Annotated in this window: 17 protein-coding genes; 11 read left to right on the plus strand and 6 right to left on the minus strand. The window is 61.9% G+C overall.

Going from position 1 to position 20,970, the window contains the following annotated elements:
* Positions 1 to 51: 51 nt before the first annotated feature.
* The gene (locus tag ACW9JC_RS14930) at positions 52 to 393 is read right to left on the minus strand and encodes a hypothetical protein (RefSeq protein WP_457455695.1); all 342 of its coding nucleotides are present in this window, start codon (positions 391 to 393) and stop codon (positions 52 to 54) included.
* Positions 394 to 527: 134 nt separating this feature from the next.
* Between ACW9JC_RS14930 and ACW9JC_RS14935 the strand changes: the two genes are divergently transcribed.
* The 5 genes from ACW9JC_RS14935 to ACW9JC_RS14955 all read left to right on the plus strand — a co-directional run bounded on the left by ACW9JC_RS14935 (position 528) and on the right by ACW9JC_RS14955 (position 4,638).
* Entirely contained in the window at positions 528 to 1,112 is a 585-nt protein-coding gene (locus tag ACW9JC_RS14935; RefSeq protein WP_457455697.1) for a DUF2796 domain-containing protein, read from the plus strand.
* Positions 1,113 to 1,237: 125 nt separating this feature from the next.
* Entirely contained in the window at positions 1,238 to 1,948 is a 711-nt protein-coding gene (locus tag ACW9JC_RS14940) for an ABC transporter ATP-binding protein (RefSeq protein ID WP_457455699.1), read from the plus strand.
* 1 nt (position 1,949) lies between these two features.
* Positions 1,950 to 3,215, plus strand: coding sequence for an ABC transporter permease (locus ACW9JC_RS14945; protein WP_457455702.1), 1,266 nt, complete (start codon positions 1,950 to 1,952; stop codon positions 3,213 to 3,215).
* A gap of 11 nt (positions 3,216 to 3,226) precedes the next feature.
* The gene (locus ACW9JC_RS14950; protein ID WP_338583380.1) at positions 3,227 to 3,745 is read left to right on the plus strand and encodes a DUF3299 domain-containing protein; all 519 of its coding nucleotides are present in this window, start codon (positions 3,227 to 3,229) and stop codon (positions 3,743 to 3,745) included.
* A gap of 194 nt (positions 3,746 to 3,939) precedes the next feature.
* Entirely contained in the window at positions 3,940 to 4,638 is a 699-nt protein-coding gene (locus tag ACW9JC_RS14955) for an OmpW/AlkL family protein (RefSeq protein ID WP_457455704.1), read from the plus strand.
* An 89-nt stretch (positions 4,639 to 4,727) separates the two neighbouring features.
* On the opposite strand, the gene ACW9JC_RS14960 is transcribed toward ACW9JC_RS14955, so the two are convergent.
* Together ACW9JC_RS14960 and ACW9JC_RS14965 are read right to left on the minus strand one after the other, a co-directional pair.
* On the minus strand, positions 4,728 to 5,657 hold the full coding sequence (locus ACW9JC_RS14960; RefSeq protein ID WP_457455706.1) for an NAD-dependent epimerase/dehydratase family protein: 930 nt from the start codon (positions 5,655 to 5,657) through the stop codon (positions 4,728 to 4,730).
* The gene (locus ACW9JC_RS14965) at positions 5,650 to 6,534 is read right to left on the minus strand and encodes a sugar nucleotide-binding protein (protein ID WP_338583385.1); all 885 of its coding nucleotides are present in this window, start codon (positions 6,532 to 6,534) and stop codon (positions 5,650 to 5,652) included. Before ACW9JC_RS14965 ends, ACW9JC_RS14960 begins: the two co-directional genes overlap by 8 nt.
* Positions 6,535 to 6,858: 324 nt before the next feature.
* Here ACW9JC_RS14965 and ACW9JC_RS14970 point away from each other — a divergent pair, with 324 nt between their 5' ends.
* Complete coding sequence (locus ACW9JC_RS14970; protein WP_457455708.1) at positions 6,859 to 11,163, plus strand: Lhr family helicase; 4,305 nt, start codon at positions 6,859 to 6,861, stop codon at positions 11,161 to 11,163.
* Between the two features lie 62 nt (positions 11,164 to 11,225).
* On the opposite strand, the gene ACW9JC_RS14975 is transcribed toward ACW9JC_RS14970, so the two are convergent.
* Positions 11,226 to 13,352: a mechanosensitive ion channel family protein gene (locus tag ACW9JC_RS14975; RefSeq protein ID WP_457455709.1), complete on the minus strand. Its 2,127-nt coding sequence runs from the start codon at positions 13,350 to 13,352 to the stop codon at positions 11,226 to 11,228.
* A gap of 189 nt (positions 13,353 to 13,541) precedes the next feature.
* Here ACW9JC_RS14975 and ACW9JC_RS14980 point away from each other — a divergent pair, with 189 nt between their 5' ends.
* The 5 genes from ACW9JC_RS14980 (at position 13,542) to ACW9JC_RS15000 (ending at position 18,903) form a co-directional block, all read left to right on the plus strand.
* The gene (locus tag ACW9JC_RS14980) at positions 13,542 to 14,744 is read left to right on the plus strand and encodes an MFS transporter (protein ID WP_457455711.1); all 1,203 of its coding nucleotides are present in this window, start codon (positions 13,542 to 13,544) and stop codon (positions 14,742 to 14,744) included.
* 176 nt (positions 14,745 to 14,920) lie between these two features.
* Positions 14,921 to 15,847: a DUF72 domain-containing protein gene (locus tag ACW9JC_RS14985; protein ID WP_457455713.1), complete on the plus strand. Its 927-nt coding sequence runs from the start codon at positions 14,921 to 14,923 to the stop codon at positions 15,845 to 15,847.
* Complete coding sequence (locus ACW9JC_RS14990; protein WP_457455715.1) at positions 15,844 to 16,641, plus strand: endonuclease/exonuclease/phosphatase family protein; 798 nt, start codon at positions 15,844 to 15,846, stop codon at positions 16,639 to 16,641. Before ACW9JC_RS14985 ends, ACW9JC_RS14990 begins: the two co-directional genes overlap by 4 nt.
* Positions 16,638 to 17,930: a cardiolipin synthase ClsB gene (clsB, locus tag ACW9JC_RS14995; protein ID WP_457455717.1), complete on the plus strand. Its 1,293-nt coding sequence runs from the start codon at positions 16,638 to 16,640 to the stop codon at positions 17,928 to 17,930. The genes ACW9JC_RS14990 and clsB overlap by 4 nt, the downstream gene beginning before the upstream one ends.
* On the plus strand, positions 17,917 to 18,903 hold the full coding sequence (locus ACW9JC_RS15000) for a lysylphosphatidylglycerol synthase domain-containing protein (RefSeq protein ID WP_457455719.1): 987 nt from the start codon (positions 17,917 to 17,919) through the stop codon (positions 18,901 to 18,903). Before clsB ends, ACW9JC_RS15000 begins: the two co-directional genes overlap by 14 nt.
* 138 nt (positions 18,904 to 19,041) lie before the next feature.
* Here the strand turns inward: ACW9JC_RS15000 and ACW9JC_RS15005 are convergent, their stop codons facing one another.
* Both ACW9JC_RS15005 and ACW9JC_RS15010 read right to left on the minus strand, forming a co-directional pair.
* Positions 19,042 to 19,800: an alpha/beta hydrolase family protein gene (locus ACW9JC_RS15005; protein WP_416129390.1), complete on the minus strand. Its 759-nt coding sequence runs from the start codon at positions 19,798 to 19,800 to the stop codon at positions 19,042 to 19,044.
* Entirely contained in the window at positions 19,790 to 20,899 is a 1,110-nt protein-coding gene (locus tag ACW9JC_RS15010; RefSeq protein WP_457455721.1) for a DUF3182 family protein, read from the minus strand. The genes ACW9JC_RS15005 and ACW9JC_RS15010 overlap by 11 nt, the downstream gene beginning before the upstream one ends.
* Positions 20,900 to 20,970 lie beyond the last annotated feature (71 nt).

Raw genomic sequence — 20,970 nt, forward strand, 5'->3', positions numbered from 1 at the left:
GGGGATCGCATTTCCATGTAGGAGCTGCCGCAGGCTGCGATCTTTTGCTGTTTACGCTATCCAGCGATAGATCGGCGTATCGGCGCCGCTTTCCACCTTCACGTCCGGGCTGTGGCGCAGGCGCACCAACAGGCGCTTGCCCGCCGCCGCGCTGCCGGTCAGCCCTTCCAGTTGATCGAGCAGATCCGGTCCGCTGAGCTGCCCGGCCTGGCGCAGCAAATCCCTGGCGACCTGCCACAGCGAATCATCCTGGTTCAACGGTTTTGCCGTTGGCGTACTGACCGCAGTTTTTTCCACCTGCAACTGCGCACCCAGCCGCGCCCAGTCGGCGTCATCCATCTCCAGCGTCAAATCCACCGGCCAGTCGCCGATGCTTCCGCGAATTCGCAACATAAGTTCGCTCCTGCACTTTTCTGACTTGCATGCTCCCATGGGACTTGTGCAACGCCAAGCAGACAGTCAAACTCTCCGCACTTACGTTATAAGATTACATAACAAATTCTTCATCTTACTTTCGGAGACTCGCCATGCGTCGTCTGCTGCTCGCTTTGCCGTTTGCCTTGTTGCCGCTGGCTGTCGCCCATGCGGCCGACGAACATGACCACGACCATGAGCACGGCAGCCTCGGCGCCCATGAACACGGCGTCGGTCGCTTGAACGCAGCGCTGGACGGCCAGACCCTGGAGCTGGAGCTGGAAAGCCCGGCGATGAATCTGGTGGGCTTTGAACACGCCGCCACCAGCGATGCCGATAAAGCCAAAGTCGCCGCCGCCCGCGTTCAGCTGGAGAAACCGCTGGCCCTGTTCAACCTGCCGAAAGCCGCCGGTTGCGTGGTCGCGAGTCAGGAACTGGAAAGCCCGTTGTTCGGCGATAAACCAGAAGCCGACGATGATCACGATGAAGACGCCAAGGACGAGCATCACCACGACCACAGCGAAATCCACGCCCATTACCAATTCACCTGCGCCACGCCGGGCGCGCTGAAGACCCTGGATCTGGCGAACATTTTCAACACCTTCCCGGCCACCCAGAAAATTCAGGTACAACTGATCGGCCCGAGCGGGCAGCAAGGGGTTGAAGTCACGGCCAAGGCTGCGGCCCTGAAATTCTGAATCCACCCAGATCCCTTGTAGGAGCTGTCGAGTGAAACGAGGCTGCGATCTTTTGACTTTCAAGATCAAAAGATCGCAGCCTGCGGCAGCTCCTACAGGTCATCAATATTCTTGAAATCGGCGCCATGACCCAAGCACTCATCGAACTGTCCGACCTGGGCTTCAGCTGGCCCGGCCACCCGCCGCTGCTGGACATCCCGGCGTTTCGCCTGGAACCGGGCGAAACCCTGTTCCTCAAAGGCCCCAGCGGCAGCGGCAAGACCACCCTGCTCGGCCTGCTCGGCGGCGTGCAAAAGCCTGATCGCGGCAGCATCCGTCTGCTCGGCCAGGAACTGACCGAACTGTCGGCCGGCGCCCGCGATCATTTCCGCGTCGATCACACCGGCTACATCTTCCAGCAGTTCAACCTGCTGCCGTTTCTGTCGGTGCGCGAGAACGTCGAACTGCCCTGCCACTTCTCGAAACTGCGCGCCGAGCGAGCCAAACAGCGCCACGGCAGCGTCGATAAAGCGGCTGCCACCCTGCTTGCCCATTTGGGTTTAAAGGATGAAAACATCCTCAGTCGCCGTGCCGATTCCCTGTCCATCGGCCAGCAACAACGGGTGGCCGCCGCACGCACGCTGATCGGTCAACCGGAATTGGTAATCGCCGACGAGCCAACATCGGCACTCGATTACGACGCCCGGGAAAATTTCATTCGCCTGCTCTTCGCCGAGTGCCGCGAAGCCGGGTCGAGCCTGCTGTTCGTCAGTCACGACCAGAGCCTGGCGCCGCTGTTCGATCGCAACCTGTCGCTGGCTGAACTCAATCGCGCCGCTACCCCGTCCGAGGTCTGAGATGTATTTGTTTCGTCTAGCCATGGCCAGCCTGGCTAACCGCCGCTTCACCGCGATCCTCACCGCGTTCGCCATCGCCCTGTCGGTGTGTCTGCTGCTGGCCGTGGAGCGTGTGCGCACAGAGGCCAAAGCCAGTTTCGCCAGCACCATCAGCGGCACCGACCTGATTGTCGGCGCGCGCTCCGGCTCGGTGAACCTGTTGCTGTACTCGGTGTTCCGCATCGGTAACGCCACCAACAACATTCGCTGGGACAGCTTCGAACACTTCGCCAGCAACCCGAAAGTGAAATGGGCGATCCCGATGTCCCTCGGCGATTCCCATCGCGGCTATCGGGTGATGGGCACCACCGAGGCCTACTTCGAGCATTACCAATACGGCCGCCAGCAACACCTGGAACTGGCCGATGGCCGCGCCTTCGCCACCGACCCGTTCGAAGTGGTGCTCGGCGCCGAAGTCGCGGATGCGCTGCACTACAAACTCGGCGACAAACTGGTACTCGCCCACGGCGTGGCGGCGATCAGCCTGGTCAAGCACGACGACAAGCCGTTCACCGTGGTTGGCATTCTCAAGCGCACCGGCACGCCGGTGGACCGCACGCTGCACATCAGCCTCGGCGGTATGGAGGCGATACACATCGATTGGCACAACGGTGTGCCGGCTCGTGGCAACGGGCGGATCAGCGCCGATCAGGCGCGCAACATGGATCTGACGCCACAAGCGATCACCGCGTTCATGCTCGGTCTCAACAGCAAGATTTCAACGTTTGCCCTGCAACGCGAGATCAACGAGTTCCGTGGCGAACCGATGCTGGCAATCCTGCCGGGTGTGGCGCTGCAAGAGTTGTGGAGCCTGATGAGCACCGCAGAAAAAGCCTTGTTCGTGGTCTCGTTGTTTGTGGTGCTGACCGGTTTGATCGGCATGCTCACGGCGATTCTCACCAGCCTCAACGAGCGTCGCCGCGAGATGGCGATTTTGCGGTCAGTGGGCGCGCGTCCGTGGCATGTCGCGACGTTGCTGGTGCTGGAGGCGTTTGCCCTGGCGCTGGCCGGTGTGGTCGCTGGCGTAGCGCTGCTTTATGTAGGCATCGCCGTGGCCCAGGGTTACGTGCAAGCCAATTACGGCCTGTTTCTGCCGCTGGCCTGGCCCAGCGAATATGAATGGACGCTGCTCGGTGGCATCCTGATCGCCGCGCTGCTGATGGGCAGCGTGCCGGCCTGGCGCGCTTATCGCCAATCCTTGGCCGATGGCCTGTCGATCCGTTTATGAGGACCTTGAAAATGCCCCGCGCTGTTTTTGCGCTGTTGATGCTGGTCGCCCTGCCGCTGTGGGCAGCCGAGCCGAAAGAGCTGACCTGGTCGGAAATGATTCCGCCGGACGCAGCGCCGGAAGTGCCGAACATGACGCCGCTGCACGACATGTCGAAGATGAGCGATGCACTGTCCGCCGAGTCGGCGCCAGCGGCCAAGCAAGACATGCCCAATGCGCCGGTGGTCAAGGCCCTCGACGGCCAAAACATTCGCCTGCCGGGCTACATCGTGCCGCTGGAAGTGAGTGAAGACGGTCGCACCACCGACTTTCTGCTGGTGCCATATTTCGGCGCCTGCATTCATGTGCCGCCACCGCCGTCGAACCAGATTGTGCATGTCAAAAGCGAAGTGGGCGTAAAGCTCGACGAGTTGTATCAGCCGTACTGGATCGAAGGGGCGATGCAGGTCAAAGCGTCGACCAGCGAGTTGGCGGATGCCGGGTATCAGATGGAGGCGGAGAAGATTTATCTGTATGAATTGCCGGAGTGAATCCAGCCAAAATCAAAAAATCGCAGCCTTCGGCAGCTCCTACAGAATCGGGTTAACACGCAGTCAATGCAGGAGCTGCCGAAGGCTGCGATCTTTCAGGTCTATTGCGACTTCATTGAGCTGCGTCAAAAGAGCAAATAGTTAGCCGGCTTACCATTGGACATCGAAAATTTTTAACGTCCTTTGGAGCCCCCATGAACAAGTCCTTGCTCGGTGCCTCGCTGGTAGCACTAGCGCTCGCAGCCCCGCTCGCCCACGCCCACGAGGCCGGTGACATCATCCTTCGTGCCGGCGCGATCACCGTCAACCCGAAAGCCGACAGCTCCACCGTTAAGGTCGATCAAGGCCCGCTGAGCGGTGCCGATCTGGGTGGCAAGGCGACCATGAGCAGCGACACGCAGCTGGGCCTCAACTTCGCCTACATGCTCACCAACAACTGGGGTATCGAACTGCTCGCGGCCACGCCGTTCGAGCATGACGTGAAACTCAAGGGCACGGCGCTGCCTGCGGCGAATGGTAAACTCGGCTCGCTGAAACACCTGCCGCCGACCCTGAGCGTGGTCTATTACCCGCTGGACGCGAAGTCTGCTTTCCAGCCATACGTGGGCGCCGGCATCAACTACACCTGGATCTACGACGAACACGTCGGCAGCGAAGCCAGCGCCAACGGTTTCAGCAACTTCAAGGCGAAGAATTCCTGGGGCATGGCCTGGCAGGTCGGCGCCGACTACATGCTGACCGATCGCGTGATGATCAACGCCCAGGTGCGTTACATCGACATCGATACCCGCGCCACTGTTGAAAACGACGCCGTGGCACCCGGCACTCGGGCACGGGTGAACGTGGACGTCGATCCGTTCATCTACATGGTCGGTCTGGGTTACAAGTTCTAAGGATTCACGTGGTGGTGAATGGGTCGCTCCCAAGCTCTGCAAGGGAACGATCAGCAACAAAAAAAAGGCGCCTCAACAGGCGCCTTTTTCTATCGTCCCAGCAATCGCGCCAGGCCAACGCTCATCGGCGTCTGCGCAGGCGCTTTGAAGCGCTCCAGCAATCGCCGGTTGTTCGCCCGGGAATGACGAATGTCACCGGAACGCGCCGGGCCGTAACTCACTGGCGGCAACTCACCGACCACCACTTCAAGCGCAGCCAGCAATTGCTTGAGACTGGTCGCCTGGTTCCAGCCGACGTTGACCGCGCCGACATCGACCTGCGGTTTGTCGAACGCTTGCACCAGCAACGCGACCAGATCCTCGACGTAGAGAAAGTCCCGCGTCTGCTCACCGTCGCCAAACACGGTGATCGGCAGGCCCTTCTGCGCACGCTCGCTGAAAATGCTGATCACCCCGGAGTACGGCGAGGACGGATCCTGGCGCGGGCCGAAGATGTTGAAGAAGCGGAAAATCACCGGCTCCAGCCCATGCTCGCGTCGGTAGAAATCGAAGTAATGCTCGCTCGCCAACTTGTCAGACGCGTAAGGCGTCAACGGTGCCTTGGGCGTGTCTTCATCTATCGACTCGCCTTCGCCGTTGTTGCCATACACCGCCGCGCTGGAAGCAAACAGCACTCGCTTCACACCGGATTGACGCATGGCTTCGCAGACATTCAGCGTGCCGATGAAATTGCTCTGATGCGTCTTCACCGGATCGTCCACCGAGGCCTGCACCGAAGCAATTGCCGCCAGGTGCGCCACGGCGCTGCAACCGGCCATAGCTCGGGCCACCAGCGCGGCATCGGCGACGTCGCCGACGATCAGCTCGACCTTGGGATTGTCCAGCGGCAGGTTGCTGCGTTTTCCGGTGGACAGGTCATCGAGAATCCGCACCGAATGGCCCTTGGCGAGCAAGGCGTCGGTCAGGTGCGAGCCGATGAAACCGGCGCCGCCGGTGATGAGAACGGGGCCGTCAGCCATGGCGATAGAACCTGTCCAGTAAGCCCGGAAGCGCCGCACGCCAGGCGCGTGGCTTGATCCCGAAGGTGTGAAGGATTTTCTTGCAGGCCAGCACCGCGTGTTGCGGCTCTTCGGCGGCGTCCGGTCGCGCGGCGTGAGCCTGGGCGGTCGGCGCTTCGATGGCCAGCGGATGCAGGGCCCGCGCTTCGGTGAGAATCGCCTGCCCCAGCGCCAGCGGCGTGGTCGCCTCGTGCCCGGCGTAGTGGTAGGTGCCCCACAGCGGCGCCGCGCAATCGAGTTGCTTGAGCACCGAAATGATCACCCGGGCGGCGTCATCCACCGGCGTCGGATTGCCCCGGCGGTCGTCGGCCATCAGTAGCTCTTCAGGTTGTTCGGCGCGACCGAGGAAACGCCCGAGGGTGCCGTCGGGGCTGTCGTCGAGCAGCCAGCCGAAACGCAGCAGCACGTGCTGCGGGCAAGTGGCGCGCACGCTCTGCTCGATCCGCCACAGCGCCTGACCGCGCTGGCCCAGAGGCACCGGCTCGTCTTTTTCGCTGTAGGCGGTGGCGCGGGAGCCGTCGAACACGCGGTAACTCGAAGGCTGCACCAGCACGATATTGTGGTGCTGGCACAGTTCGGCCAGGCGCTCGACCGCGCGTTCCTGCCCGGCCAGACGCTGTTCGCTGACCGCTTCGGCCTGGAACCAGTCGAAGTAGTAGGCGAGGTTGATCAACGCGTCCGGACGGGTGTCGTCGAGCAGTTGCGTCAGGCTCGCGGCATCCCAGCCGTCTTGCGGCGGGCGGGGGGCGAGGAAACCGATGTCTTCCTCCGCACCGAGGCGAATCAGCGCCTGCCCAAGGGCATTTCCGCCGCCCAGTAACATAAGGCGCATTCGCATAGAGTCAGCAGGCCCAGTCTGATTGGAACGATGGCTTTATCGGCATCACCCGCAGGCGATACCGTTGATAGTTGCCGGAATCGTTGCATTTTGCGGGTTTAGTGCGCAACCGTCATCCGTAAAGTGTAGATGTCGGGATTTGTGGTGCCGGTAATGGCCCCATCGCGGGCAAGCCCGCTCCCACAGTGATCTCCGTCGTTCGCAGATTTTGTATCCACAGCAGATCCTTGTGGGAGCGGGCTTGCCCGCGATGAGGCCCGGAAGGCCGCCGGAGATCCCGAGCGGTACTTGCATCTTCCCGTCCCCACCCGCATAAATCACTCCATGAACCTGCCCATCCCCGCAGACAGTGCCCTGAACGGCTTCCACCCCGCCGTCAGCGCCTGGTTCAACCACACATTCCCCGCGGTCACCGCTGCCCAGGCCCGGGCGTGGCCGTTGATCCGCCAGCGGCGGTCGACGCTGATCGCTGCGCCCACAGGCTCGGGCAAGACCCTCACCGCGTTCCTCGCCGTTATCGATGATCTGGTGCATCGTGGCCTGGAGAACCCTGAGGGTCTGCCAGACCAAACCCTCGTCGTCTACGTCTCGCCGCTCAAGGCGCTGTCCAACGACATTCGCATCAACCTGCAAAACCCGCTCGCCGGCATTACCGAACAGTTGCGCGTGATGGGCCTGCCCGAATTGCAGATCACCACAGCCGTACGCACTGGCGATACGCCACAAAAAGAGCGCTCGGCGATGCGCAAGATTGCGCCGCACATTCTGGTCACGACTCCTGAATCGCTGTACGTGCTGCTCGGTTCCGACTCCGGTCGGCAAATGCTCGGCACCACGCGCACGGTGATCGTCGACGAAATCCACGCCATCGCCGCCAGCAAGCGCGGCAGTCACCTGGCCCTGAGCCTCGAACGCTTGCAGGCGCTGTGCGCCGAGCCGCTAGTGCGCATCGGCCTGTCCGCTACGCAGAAACCCATCGAAGCGGTCTCGCGCTTTCTCGTGGGTCGCGACCGTTCCTGCGAAATCGTCGATATCGGCCATGCGCGCCCCCGCGACCTGGACATCGAAGTGCCGCCCGTGCCGTTATCGGCGGTGATGGCCAATGATATCTGGGAGCTGGTCTACGACCGCCTCGCCGCCCTCGCCCGCGAACACCGCACCACACTGATTTTCGTCAACACCCGACGCTTGGCCGAACGCTTGAGCCGGCACTTGAGCGAACGCCTCGGCAAAGACGCAGTAGCCGCCCACCATGGCAGCCTGGCCAAGGAGTTTCGCCTCGACGCCGAACAACGGCTCAAGCGCGGCGAGCTGCAAGTGCTGATCGCCACCGCATCGCTGGAACTGGGCATCGACATCGGCGACGTCGACCTGGTGTGTCAGATCGCCTCGCCACGTTCGATTTCCGGATTCCTGCAACGGGTCGGCCGCTCCGGGCACCAGGTCGGCGGGACGCCCAAAGGTCGCTTGTTCGCCACCACCCGCGACGACCTGATCGAATGCGCCGCGCTGCTCGACTGCGTGCGCCGAGGCGAACTCGATACGCTGCTGATCCCCGTGGCGCCGCTGGACGTTCTGGCGCAACAGATCATCGCCGAAGTCAGCTGCCAGGAATGGCAGGAGCAAGCCTTGCTGGACATGCTGCGCCGTGCCTCGCCCTACGCCGAAATCGACGAAAAACACTATCAGGCGCTGCTGCAAATGCTCGCCGAGGGCTACAACGGCCGTCAGGGCATCCGCAGCGCCTACCTGCACCGCGACGCCGTGACCCGCAGCCTGCGCGGGCGCCGTGGCGCGAAACTGACGGCGGTGACCAGCGGCGGGACCATCCCGGACAACGCCGACTACATCGTATTGCTTGAGCCCCAGGCGCTGAACATCGGCAGCGTCAACGAAGACTTTGCGGTAGAAAGCATCGCCGGGGATGTCTTTCAATTGGGCAATACGTCCTATCGAATCCTGCGGGTGGAGACCGGCAAGGTGCGGGTCGAAGATGCCCAGGGCCAACCGCCGACGATTCCCTTCTGGCTCGGCGAAGCGCCGGGGCGCAGTGCCGAATTGTCCTTGGCCGTGGCCCGTCTGCAAGCGCACCTCGATGAGTTGCTGGGCGCTACGCCGGGCAATTTGCAACCGAGTCTCGACTGGCTGACCGAAACCCTCGGCCTGAACCTCGCCAGCGCCGAACAACTGGTGGAATACCTGGCCCCGGCACGCCTGACCCTCGGAGCCCTGCCGTCGCAAGATACGCTGCTGATGGAGCGGTTTTTCGACGAGTCCGGCGGCACGCAACTGATCATCCACAGCCCGTTCGGCAGCCGCATCAACCGCGCCTGGGGCCTGGCCCTGCGCAAGCGTTTCTGCCGCACCTTCAACTTCGAATTGCAGGCCGCCGCCAGCGAAGACGCCATCGTGCTGTCACTGTCCACCAGCCACAGCTTTGAACTCGATGACGTCTGGCGTTACCTGCACAGCAACAGCGCCGAGCACACGCTGATCCAGGCTGTGCTCGACGCGCCGCTGTTCGGCGTGCGATGGCGCTGGAATGCCGGCGTGGCCCTGGCGTTGCCGCGCTACAGCGGCGGGCGCAAAGTGCCGCCGCAAATCCAGCGAATGAAAAGCGAAGACCTGATCGCCAGCGTGTTTCCCGACCAGATCGCCTGCGTGGAAAATCTCGCCGGCGAACGGGAAATTCCTGACCATCCGCTGGTGGAGCAAACCCTCGACGATTGCCTGCACGAAGCCATGGACACCGAAGGCTGGCTGGCGTTGTTACGGCGCATGGAACGCGGAGAAATCCGCCTGGTCAGCCGCGACTTGCCGGCGCCTTCGCCGTTGGCCGCCGAAATTCTCAGCGCCCGCCCCTACACTTTTCTCGACGATGCGCCGCTGGAGGAACGCCGCACGCAAGCGGTGCTCAATCGACGCTGGAGCGATCCGCAGTCCACCGACGACCTCGGCGCGCTGGACGCCGAAGCCATTGCCGCCGTTCGCGAAGAAGCCTGGCCCACACCCGGTAATGCCGATGAAATGCACGAGGCGCTGATGAGCCTGGCGTGCATCACCGATACCGAAGCTCGAAGCAATCCGGACTGGCACGATTGGTTGAATACCCTGGCAGACAGCGGTCGCGCCTGCCTGATCAATCATTCCCTGTGGCTGGCACGGGAACGGCTGACCTGCCTGTTGGCGATTTTTCCACAGGCCGCTTTGTGGCCGGAACTGGAAGCACTGCCGGGCTTTGATGAGCCTTGGGCGGCAGACGAAGCCGTGCTGGAAGTGATTCGCGCGCGACTCAGCGCTTTTGGTCCATTGCCGCTGAAGGCGATTGCTGAACCCCTCGGATTACCGCCAGCTCAAGTCACCCAAGCCTTGGCGCAATTGGAGCGCGAAGGCTACGTGCTGCGCGGTCGGTTCACCCCAGGCTGCGCGGAAGAAGAGTGGTGCGAGCGGCATCTGCTGGCGCGAATTCACCGCTACACGGTCAAGCGTCTGCGGCGGGAAATCGAGCCGGTGGCGTTGCAGGACTTCATGCGTTTCCTGTTCGACTGGCAGCATCTGTCCAGCGCCACTCAAGGCCAGGGCAACGCGGTGTTACCGGCGATCATCGCTCAATTCGAAGGCTACCCTGCCGCCGCATCAGCGTGGGACAGCGACATCTTCCCGGCGCGCATCAAGGATTATTCGGCAACCTGGCTCGATGAGTTGTGCCGCAGCGGCAAAGTGGTCTGGACCCGGCTCACCGCGCACAACAAAAGCGCCAGCACGGCCCTGCGCAGCACGCCGATCGTGTTGTTGCCGCGCAATCGAGTTGCACTCTGGAGCGAATTGACCGAGCAGACGCCGGTCAGCGAGCTGTCGCCGAAAACACAGAAGGTCCACGCTGCCCTGAGCCAGCACGGCGCGTTGTTTTTCGATGAGCTGATTCATGAAGCCCATCTGCTGCGCTCGGAGCTGGAAATCGCCTTGCAGGAACTGGTGGGCGCCGGGCTGGTGAACGCTGACAGCTTTGCCGGTCTGCGGGCGTTGATTACCCCGGCCAGCAAACGCCAGAACCGCAGCAGTCGTCGCGGGCGCGGGGCGTTCGTCGGCGGCATGGATGACGCCGGGCGCTGGGCGCTGCTCAGGCGTGGTCCCGCCGCGCCAGTTGTGGATAACTCGCGTCCGGCTCCGACACCCGCCGACACTCTGGAACACATCGCCATGACCTTGTTGCGCCGCTACGGCGTAGTGTTCTGGCGAATGCTGGAGCGTGAGGCGGACTGGCTGCCGAGTTGGCGGGAATTGCTGCGCACTTTCCATCGACTGGAGGCGCGGGGGGAGATTCGTGGCGGGCGGTTTGTCAGCGGGTTGGCGGGTGAGCAATTTGCGTTGCCAGAGGCGATTCCGCTGTTGCGCGAAGCTCGGCGTCGGCCACATGACGGCAGTTTGATTGCGGTGTGCGGGGTTGATCCGCTGAACCTGGCCGGCACCCTTTTGCCCGGCGCGAAAGTGCCGGCGCTGGCGAGCAATCGGCTGGTGTTTCGGGATGGGTTGCCGGTGGCTGCCGAGATTGCGGGCAAGCAGGTTTTTTGGGTAGAGCTGGATCAACAGGCTGGTGTTGAGGTGCGCAATAAATTGATCCGGCATTGATGTTGTCTGGGGCGGCCCTATCGCGAGCAAGCTCGCGATGAGGCCATCACTGCCCAACCCAGCTATTGAGGCCGCGGCCGCTCCGGCATCAACACCGCCGAATGTTCCGGCTCCACAACGCCATCCTGCGGCGGCTCAGGATGCCGCGGCATCAAAACCTGCTGTGGATAAGTCTGCGCGAAATGCACCCACGGGCTGTTATCCACAAGCTTTTTCAAACGCTGGTTGAACGCCCGGCTCACCGCATATTGCCCACCCGACACGGTCCGAAACTGCGCCGTCAGCACCACGCCGTTGAGGTCCATCTTGTCGACGCCGAACACATCCAGCGGCCCTTGCAGGTTGTACCGCAGGAACGGGTCATCGCTGATGGAATGCCCGGCCTCGCGGATCAGTTCGATGGCCTTGTCGACATCGGTGTCGTAAGTGAACTGCACCGAAAAGAACGCATAGGCAAATTGCCGCGATTGGTTGGTTACCGCCTTGATCTGGCCGAACGGCACCGAGTGCACAAAGCCCTTGCCGTCACGCAGGCGCAAAGTGCGAATGGTCAGGCCCTCGACCGTACCGGCGTGCCCAGAGTCGAGCACCACCCAGTCGCCGATGGACAGTGTGTCTTCGATGATGATGAACAACCCGGTGATCACGTCCTGCACCAGTTGCTGGGAACCGAAACCGATGGCCAGACCGATAACGCCGGCACCGGCCAGGAACGGTGCAACGTTGATCCCCAGATTGGCCATGGTGGTGATCGCGCAGATCACCACCAGGATGATTTTGATCGCGTTGCGCAGCAACGGCAGGATGGTTTTCACCCGCGTGCTTGGCTGACGCGCCGAGCGTTTGTTGGCCGGTGGTTTCAGGGCTTCCTGGATCGCCGTGTCGAGCACGACCCAGACCATCCAGGTGATCAGGAAGATCAAACCGATATGACTCAGCGAATCACTGATCGCCCGACCAACCGCATTGCTCACCGCGAAATCGAACAGGGACACGCCCCAGATGCGCCCCAGGATGTCGATGAACACGATGGCCATGGCAATACGCAGCAAAGCGTGGGACAGGTTCAGAAACCGCTCTTTGTAGGCGCTGCTGCGGCGCACGTCCGCTTCACTGCGCGACTTGAACAAGTGATGCAGTGTGGTGCTCAGGAACACCGTGGCAATCAGCAAGACCGTGGTGAACAACGCACTGCGCAGCACCTGCTGATTGTCATCGCTGACACTGATCAGGTTGATGATCGACACCAGCACCATCAACAGGATCGGCCAATACCAGAGCCCGGAAAAAATCCGCAGGGTTTCTCGCAACGCCGGCTGTTTGCGACGCTGGGCCAGCGGCAGGATCCGGATTAACTGTGCCACCGGACGGCGCAGGCGGATCACCAGCAACCCAAAGGAAATCGAGGCCGCCAGACCGGTAAAGACCGCGATGCTGCTGGTGAGGTTGTTGCCCAGCTGATGAGCGATCTGCGGACTGGTCAGGGCATCGCTGAGGGCGACGAGGAAGCCGATCGCGAACAGCGGTCGCGGACTTTCCTGACGGATGATTTGCACCGCCCGGCGTTTGTGGCCGGAATTGAACAGCACCACCAACGACATCACCAACGAGGCCGCGAACACCCCGCTGCTGGTGGCGTAGGCAAAACACAGCGCCAGCGCCCGACCGGCCGATACCGGTAAAAACTGGCTGGCATAGATCGTCAGCGGCAGGCTGACCACAGCTGGAATGCTGTAGGGCAACACGTAACCGAGCAAGGCCTGGCCACGCTCGCGGCTGAGCAGCAAACGATGTTCACACAGGCGCTGCGCCGACCATTTCCCGAGCAACCAGAGCGAGGCGAAAACCGCTGCCCAGACCAAGGTCAGTAACAGGAAATCCCCTGTCACGCTCCAGCTCGAACGGGCGGAGGGCTGATTGACCAGTTGATCCACTTCATCCGCCGCCCGATCGGCGCGCAGACGCCAGGCGTCAACGAGGTTTTCGTTGAGATCGAGTTTGTTCTGCACCTCGTCAATGCTTGAACTGATGGCACCGAGCAAGCCGCCCTGCACCAACGGTTCCGGGTGTGCCGGAGGTGTCGCGGCCGAAGCACTTGCAGGCAGGCCCGGGATGGCGGCCGCTTCCAGTTCCTCGCTGCCCAGAAACAGCAACGCGCCGAGTAACACCGCGGTCTTGAGCTTGATCAAGGCATCCGCTCCTTTGGATAAGACTGTAAGGAACTGATCGACAAATACCGGACTAGTTCGCAGGTGACCCGCATCCGCCCGGCAATCTTTGCGTTCAAGACAAATATCAAATGCTCATCCCTGTATTTTTCCGCACAACCCAAACCCCGACACTGCGCTCCATCAAATCAACCCACCGGAGTTGCAGCCATGCCCATTGCCTTGCTCGCGCTGACCCTCAGCGCCTTTGCCATCGGGACGACCGAGTTCGTCATCGTTGGCCTGTTACCGACCATCGGCGCCGACCTCGGCGTCAGCCTGCCGTCCGCCGGCCTGCTGGTCAGCCTCTATGCATTGGGAGTCGCCGTCGGCGCCCCGGTGCTGACCGCCCTGACCGGCAAAGTGCCGCGCAAATTGTTGCTGTTGTCGTTGATGGTGCTGTTCACCCTCGGCAATCTGCTGGCGTGGAAAGCGCCGAGCTACGAGTCGCTGATCCTGGCGCGGATCGTCACCGGCCTGGCCCACGGGGTGTTTTTCTCGATCGGTTCGACCATCGCCACCAGTCTAGTGCCCAAGGAAAAAGCCGCCAGCGCGATTGCCATCATGTTTACCGGCCTGACCGTGGCGCTGGTTACCGGCGTGCCGCTGGGCACGTTCATCGGTCAGCATTTCGGCTGGCGTGAAACCTTTCTCGCGGTGTCGGCATTGGGCGTAATCGCCTTTATCGGCAGCCTGCTCTATGTGCCGAAAAACATCGCCCACAGCAAACCTGCGTCGCTGCTACAGCAATTGCAGGTACTCAAACAGCCTCGGTTGCTGCTGGTGTACGCCATGACCGCTGTGGGTTACGGCGGATCGTTCATCGCGTTCACCTTTCTGGCGCCGATTCTTCAGGACATCTCGGGTTTCAGCGCCAGCACCGTTAGCCTGGTGTTGCTGGTCTACGGCATCTCGGTGGCCGTCGGCAACATCTGGGGCGGCAAACTGGCGGACAAACGCGGCCCGATCAGCGCCCTGAAAATCATCTTCGCCCTGCTCGCCGCCGTGCTGTTCGTGCTGACCTTCACCGCTGGCAATCCATGGTTGGCGCTGGCTACCGTGCTGGTGTGGGGTGCCGTGGCGTTCGGCAACGTGCCGGGGTTGCAGGTTTATGTGGTACGTCAGGCGGAACATCACACCCCGCATGCGGTGGATGTGGCGTCGGGCCTGAACATTGCGGCATTCAACCTCGGTATCGCTGGTGGCGCGTGGGGCGGTGGCTTGATCGTTGCCCACATGGGCTTGATCCATACCGCGTGGATTGGCGGGCTGGTGGTGCTGGTGGCGCTGGCATTGACGGCGTGGAGCGGTCGACTGGATCGCCTCGGTCCGGTGTATGCCGAGAGCTCGACCCGCGTCGCTGTCGGCCATTAACCCCTGTAGGAGCTGCCGCAGGCTGCGATCTTTTGATCTTAAAAAACAAAATCAAAAGATCGCAGCCTTCGGCAGCTCCTACATTTATCTATTGATTTACCGTCCGTAGCCCCACCGAAACTTTCGTCACCGCCCCGCAGTCAGCAAAGGAATGGGGCATTCGGACGGGAGGCGACATGGCGGCGATTCACATCGGAATTTCAGGTTGGCGCTACACGCCCTGGCGGGGGGATTTCTACCCAAAGGGCTTACCGCAGAGACGCGAGTTGCAATTCGCGTCGCGGGCGGTCAACAGCATCGAAATCAATGGATCGTTTTACGCCCTGCAACGGCCGGAGCGCTACGCCCAGTGGTACGCCGAAACCCCGCCGAACTTCGTGTTCAGCGTCAAAGCCCCGCGCTTCATCACCCACATCAAACGTCTGCGGGACATCCATAAACCTTTAGCGAATTTCTTTGCTTCCGGGGTTCTGGAGCTAAAGGAAAAGCTCGGACCGATCCTCTGGCAGTTCCCGCCCAACTTCAAATTCGATGCCGAGCTGTTCGAGAACTTCCTCGAACAATTACCCCACGACACCGAACAGGCCGCCGCCCTCGCCCGCCAGCACGACTCGCATCTCCATGGCCACGCCAGCCTCAAGGCGTACAAGAAAAAACCTGTGCGCCACGCCGTGGAGATCCGCAACGACAGCTTCGTCGACGCGGCCTTCGTCCGCCTGCTCAAGCGCTACAACACGGCTCTGGTGATCGCCGACACCGCCGGTAAATGGCCGTATCGCGAAGACATCACCAGCGATTTCGTTTACCTGCGCCTGCACGGCGCCGAAGAACTGTACGCCAGCGGATACACCCCGCAGGCACTGAAACGCTGGGGCGACCGGATCGAGGCCTGGCATCACGGCAAGCAACCACACGACCCGCAGTTGATCGCGCCCAGACTGAAGGCCAGAGCGCGCAAGTCCCGCGAGGTGTTCTGCTATTTCGATAACGACATCAAGGTCCGCGCGCCTTTCGATGCCAGGCGGCTGCTGGAGCGTTTCGATCTCGCCAAAGACTTGCTCACTGCCCCCGGCGAACCCATTGCCGAAGGAGCGCTGCCATGAGCATTTCCGAGCCGGTCGGCGTCACGGACGAGCAGGCGACCGTCGTGACCACGGTGCATCGCTTCACGGTGCTGACGGTCAACACTCACAAGGGCTTCACTGCGCTGAACCGGCGTTTCATCCTGCCGGAGCTGCGCGAGGCCGTGCGCAGTGTTTCCGCCGATGTAGTGTTTTTGCAGGAAGTCCACGGCACCCACGAACAGCATCCCAAGCGCTACACCAATTGGCCGGCGATGCCGCAGTACGAATTCCTCGCCGACACCCTGTGGCCGCAGTTCGCCTATGGACGCAACGCGGTGTATCCGGCGGGCGATCACGGCAATGCGTTGCTGTCGAAATTCCAGATCGTGCGCCACGACAACCTCGATGTGTCGATCAGCGGCCATGAGAATCGCGGCATCCTGCATTGCGTCTTGCGCCTGCCCGGCGAAGGCCCGGAGGTGCATGCGATTTGCGTCCATCTCGGTCTGCGTGAAACCCACCGCAATGCACAACTCAAGCTGCTCGCCCGTCGCCTGGAAGAGTTACCGGGCGATGCACCGGTGATCGTCGCCGGGGACTTCAACGACTGGCGCCAGCGTGCCGATGCCCTGCTCAAGCCCTGCGGTTTGCACGAGGTATTCGCCGAGCATCACGGCAAACCGGCGCGCAGTTTCCCCGCCCGCTTGCCGGCGCTGCGCCTGGACCGCATCTACGTGCGCAACCTCAAGGCCAGCCAGCCGCAAGTGCTGACGACCCGGCCTTGGTCACACCTTTCCGACCACGCACCGCTGTCGGTGGAGATCGAGCTATGAGCACTTCACCGATGGAAAAAACCACTGCGCAGCCGATTGCCGCGCCGCCAATGAGCGAGCCCGCAGCGGTCGACGTCGAGTACCGCTGGCAAGGCAACAACCGCGTCGAGTTGCTGGAAAACGGCGAAGCCTATTTCCCAAGGGTGTTCGAGGCCATGCGCCAGGCCAAGACTGAGATCCTCCTGGAAACCTTCATCGTGTTCGAAGACAAAGTCGGCGAGGAGCTGAAGACGGTGCTCATCGACGCCGCTCAACGGGGCGTGCGCGTCACCGCCAGTCTCGACGGATTTGGCTGCGGCGAATTGAGCACCGGGTATCTCACCGCCCTCAGCAGCGCTGGCGTGCACCTGCAAATGTTCGACCCGGCACCCAAGCGGTTGGGCATCCGCACCAACTGGTTCCGACGCCTGCACCGCAAGATTGTGGTGGTGGACGGGACTGTCGCCTTCATCGGCGGGATCAATTTTTCCGCCGACCATCTCGCCGACTTCGGCCCCGAGGCCAAGCAGGATTACTCGGTGGAGGTGCAAGGCCCGACGGTGGCGGACATTCATCATTTTGCCCTGCTGCAATGCGGTCGCCCGGTACGCGCCAAGTACTGGTGGCAACAGCGCCGGCAGCGTCGCTCGGAACTGGCGGTCAGCGATCACGATGGTCAGGTGCGTCTGGTACACCGCGACAACGGTGATCACCAGACCGACATCGAACAGGTTTACCGGCAAGTACTGCGCACGGCAAAGCAGCGCGTGGTGATCGCCAACGCCTACTTTTTCCCCGGCTACCGATTGCTACGCGAGATCCGCAATGCGGCGCGCCGTGGCGTTGATGTGCGGCTGATTCTGCAAGGTCAGCCGGACATGCTGGTGGCCAAGCTCGCCGCGCGCATGACCTACGACTACCTGCTCAAGTCCGGGGTGAAAATCTACGAATATTGCGACCGTCCGCTGCACGGCAAAGTCGCGTTGGTGGACGACGACTGGAGCACCGTAGGTTCGAGCAATCTCGACCCGTTGAGCCTGTCGATGAACCTTGAGGCCAACGTGTTGATCCGCGACCGCGAGTTCAACCGCACGCTGTTCGAGCGTCTCGAAGACCTCAGCGACAACCATTGCAAAATCATGTCCGTGGACAAGGCGCCGCGCGGGCGCATCTGGCACATGACGGTGGGGTTTCTGGTGTTCCACTTCCTGCGGCACTTCCCGGCCTGGGCCGGTTGGCTGCCGGCGCATAAACCGCGCTTGAAAGCGTTCACCTCACCGACCGGGAGCGACCAGCATGAGCCGCACTGAAGCACACGCGGCGACCCACCCCGAGCACCCGGCCAAGTCGCGCTGGAGCCGCTGGAAACGACCGCTGACGATGCTGTTTTTCCTGGCGCTGATCGTGCTGTTGACGATGTTCGCCCAGCGCATCGAATGGGCCGAAGTGCTGGAAACCCTGGCCGATTTCAAGGTTCGCACGCTGATCATTGCGTCCTCCCTGACCCTGCTGAGTTTTCTGGTGTATGCCTGTTTCGACCTGATCGGCCGCACCTACATCCGCCAGGACCTGACGTGGAAACAGATCCTGCCGGTGGGGATCATCAGCTACGCCTTTAACCTTAACCTGAGCGCCTGGGTCGGCGGCATCGCCATGCGCTATCGGCTGTATTCGCGGCTCGGGGTGAGCAAAGGCAACATCGCAAAAATCCTCGGCCTGAGCCTGGCCACCAACTGGTTCGGCTACATGTTGATAGCCGGCGTGGTATTCAGTAGCGGGCTGGTCCGGATGCCGCCAGGCTGGAAGTTGAGCAGCGGCGCGTTGCAAGCGGTGGGAGTGCTGTTGCTGTTGATCAGTGCGGGTTATCTGGCGGCGTGCCAGTTTTCCAAGCGCCGTGAGTGGGCGATTCGCGGGGTGGAAATCAATCTGCCGTCGTTGCGCATGGCGATTCTGCAATTATTGCTCGGCGCTCTGAACTGGTCGCTGATGGCGGCCGTGATCTTCACTTTGCTGCCGAGCAAACTCGATTATCCGCTGGTGCTTGGTGTGCTGCTGATCAGCGCCATCGCCGGGGTCATCACCCACATTCCAGCGGGGCTCGGTGTGTTGGAGGCGGTGTTCGTCGCGCTGCTGCAACACGAGGCTTCGCGGGGCAGTCTGGTGGCTGGGTTGCTGGCGTATCGGGCGATCTATTTTCTGTTGCCGTTGTTGATCACGTTGGTGATGTATCTGGTGGTGGAGGCCAAGGCGAAGTCGCTGCGGATTGCGAAGAAACCCAAGTGATTAGCGGTGCCTGATTTGACGCCATCGCGGGCAAGCCTTGCTCCTACAGGGATTGGAGCGTGCACTCATTTTGTGAACGACTCAAAACCTGTAGGAGCAAGGCTTGCCCGCGATGGCGTCCGCAAGAACACCACAAAATCACTTGGACTGAATAATGCTCAACCGCTCACCCACCACCATTTCCGTGATCCAGTCCACGAGGATCGAGGTGTAGGCCTGTTGTGAAACCGGATCACTCAACGCATGGTCGGCACCGTCGATAATCCGATGCGTCAACGAATGGGTCTGCTGGCACGCCGCGCGGTAACTCATGATGGTCGCGTGGGGCACATAGGCATCGGTTTCCGATTCCACCAACAGCACATCCCCGGTAAACGCCGAGCAGGCGTGCAACGCACGGTTGCTGTCGGCGCGCACCAGCGTGCTGCGGTAATCGCGCAGGTCGAGCTTGTCCAGATCGCGTTTTGGCGTGTGCCACTGATCGTCGCGATACAGCGCCGGCACCCGCAGCGCCAGCCAGCGTACGGGCCGCAAAGACGTCAGGATCGAGGCCAGGTAGCCGCCGTAACTGGTGCCGACCACGGCAATCGCCGAGGTGTCGAGCGCCGGGTGCGCGAGCAAGCGGTCGTAGGCCGCCAGCAGGTCACGCAGGTTGTCTTCGCGGGTTACCCGAGTCAGCGGAATGCCGGTGCCACCGGTATGCCCGCGCAGGTCGAAGGTCAGGCACACGCAACCCAGACCGGCGATGCCTTTGGCCCGCTCCAGGTCCCGCTCCTGACTGCCGCCCCAACCGTGCACGAACAGCACGCCGGGGACTTTCGATTTGGGACTGAGGAACGTCCCGCTCATCTGCTCATCATCGATGTCGATTTGAATGCTTTCGCTTCTAGCCGTCATAGGAATTGACCGTTACGTACTTGAGAAGAAAGTCACTGTTTTCTGCTGGTCCACGGTACACCTCTATGGCGTCCGCCGGCAGCGGCTGGTCGATGTAGGTTTCCACCGAGGACACCCGGATCGCGCGCATGTGCGGATCGTTGACGAAGCTCTGCAATGCCGCCACTTCGGCGCTGCTGGCGCCGCCCATGCGCCAGGATTGTTCGAGCACACCGCTGCGTTGTTTGCCGTCGTAATCAACGCCCTGGGCGATGTCGTAGTTGCGCCGTGAGGCATAGAAACCGGGATAGGCTTCATCCGCGGCGCTGTCGAACACCTGCGCCTGCCTGATCGCCAACTGCACGTCATCCGCCAGGTCCAGCTTCAACAAATCGTCGTAGCCGCCCTGCACCACCAACAGGTTCGAGCCGCCGTACACGTCTTCGCCCTCGGCGTCCTGTGTCAAGTATTGATCACCGCAGTAACTCAGCACTTTGTCGCCGATGAAACTCTGGCCGACGCTGTGGGTGATGACTTTATCCAGGTCCTGTTCCAGCACCACGCCTTCGCTGAACAGGGTTTTCGCCTCGGGCCGGGCGAGGATCTCGTCGAACTGGTCGAGGCTTTTGATCACTTCCTGACCGCGTCCGGCGCAGGCGTGAATCGGCTTGAGGCGGATCGGGCCGGCGTAGAGCAGATGTTCCGCCGCTGGCCGCGCATCCTCGAAGGAAAACACGCTGAGGCCATCGAGCACGACACTGCGCACCCGTTCGGAAAACAGCGGCGCCCAGCCTCTCGGCGCATGGGCGTTGTGGTTGAGCAAACCGTGGCTGATGGCTTTGGTGCAGATGAAATCATGCTCGACGTAACCGCCCCACAAATCGTCCGGCCCCTTGACCCCCAGTTGTCGCGCGGCGTCAGCGCCCACCAGCGTCTGGGTCGGCAACAGATAGAGTTCCCGACCTCGATGCTGCTGCGGGTCGTAGCTGCCGCCAAATTTCAGTCCGAGGATTTGCGCCAGCCAGCGGGCCAGCGCGCGATTGGTTTCGATTTCATGCAACGGCGCATCGGAGTGCACCGAATGGGCGACCACCAGTTTCTTGCGGTTTGTTGGGGTCATGCGTCCCCCTTCAATCAGCGCTAGATGAATGTAGCTGGAAGGGTGCAGAGATCAGGCCAATCGGGGCTGCT

This window comes from Pseudomonas sp. SDO5591_S426 (genome assembly GCF_054070755.1).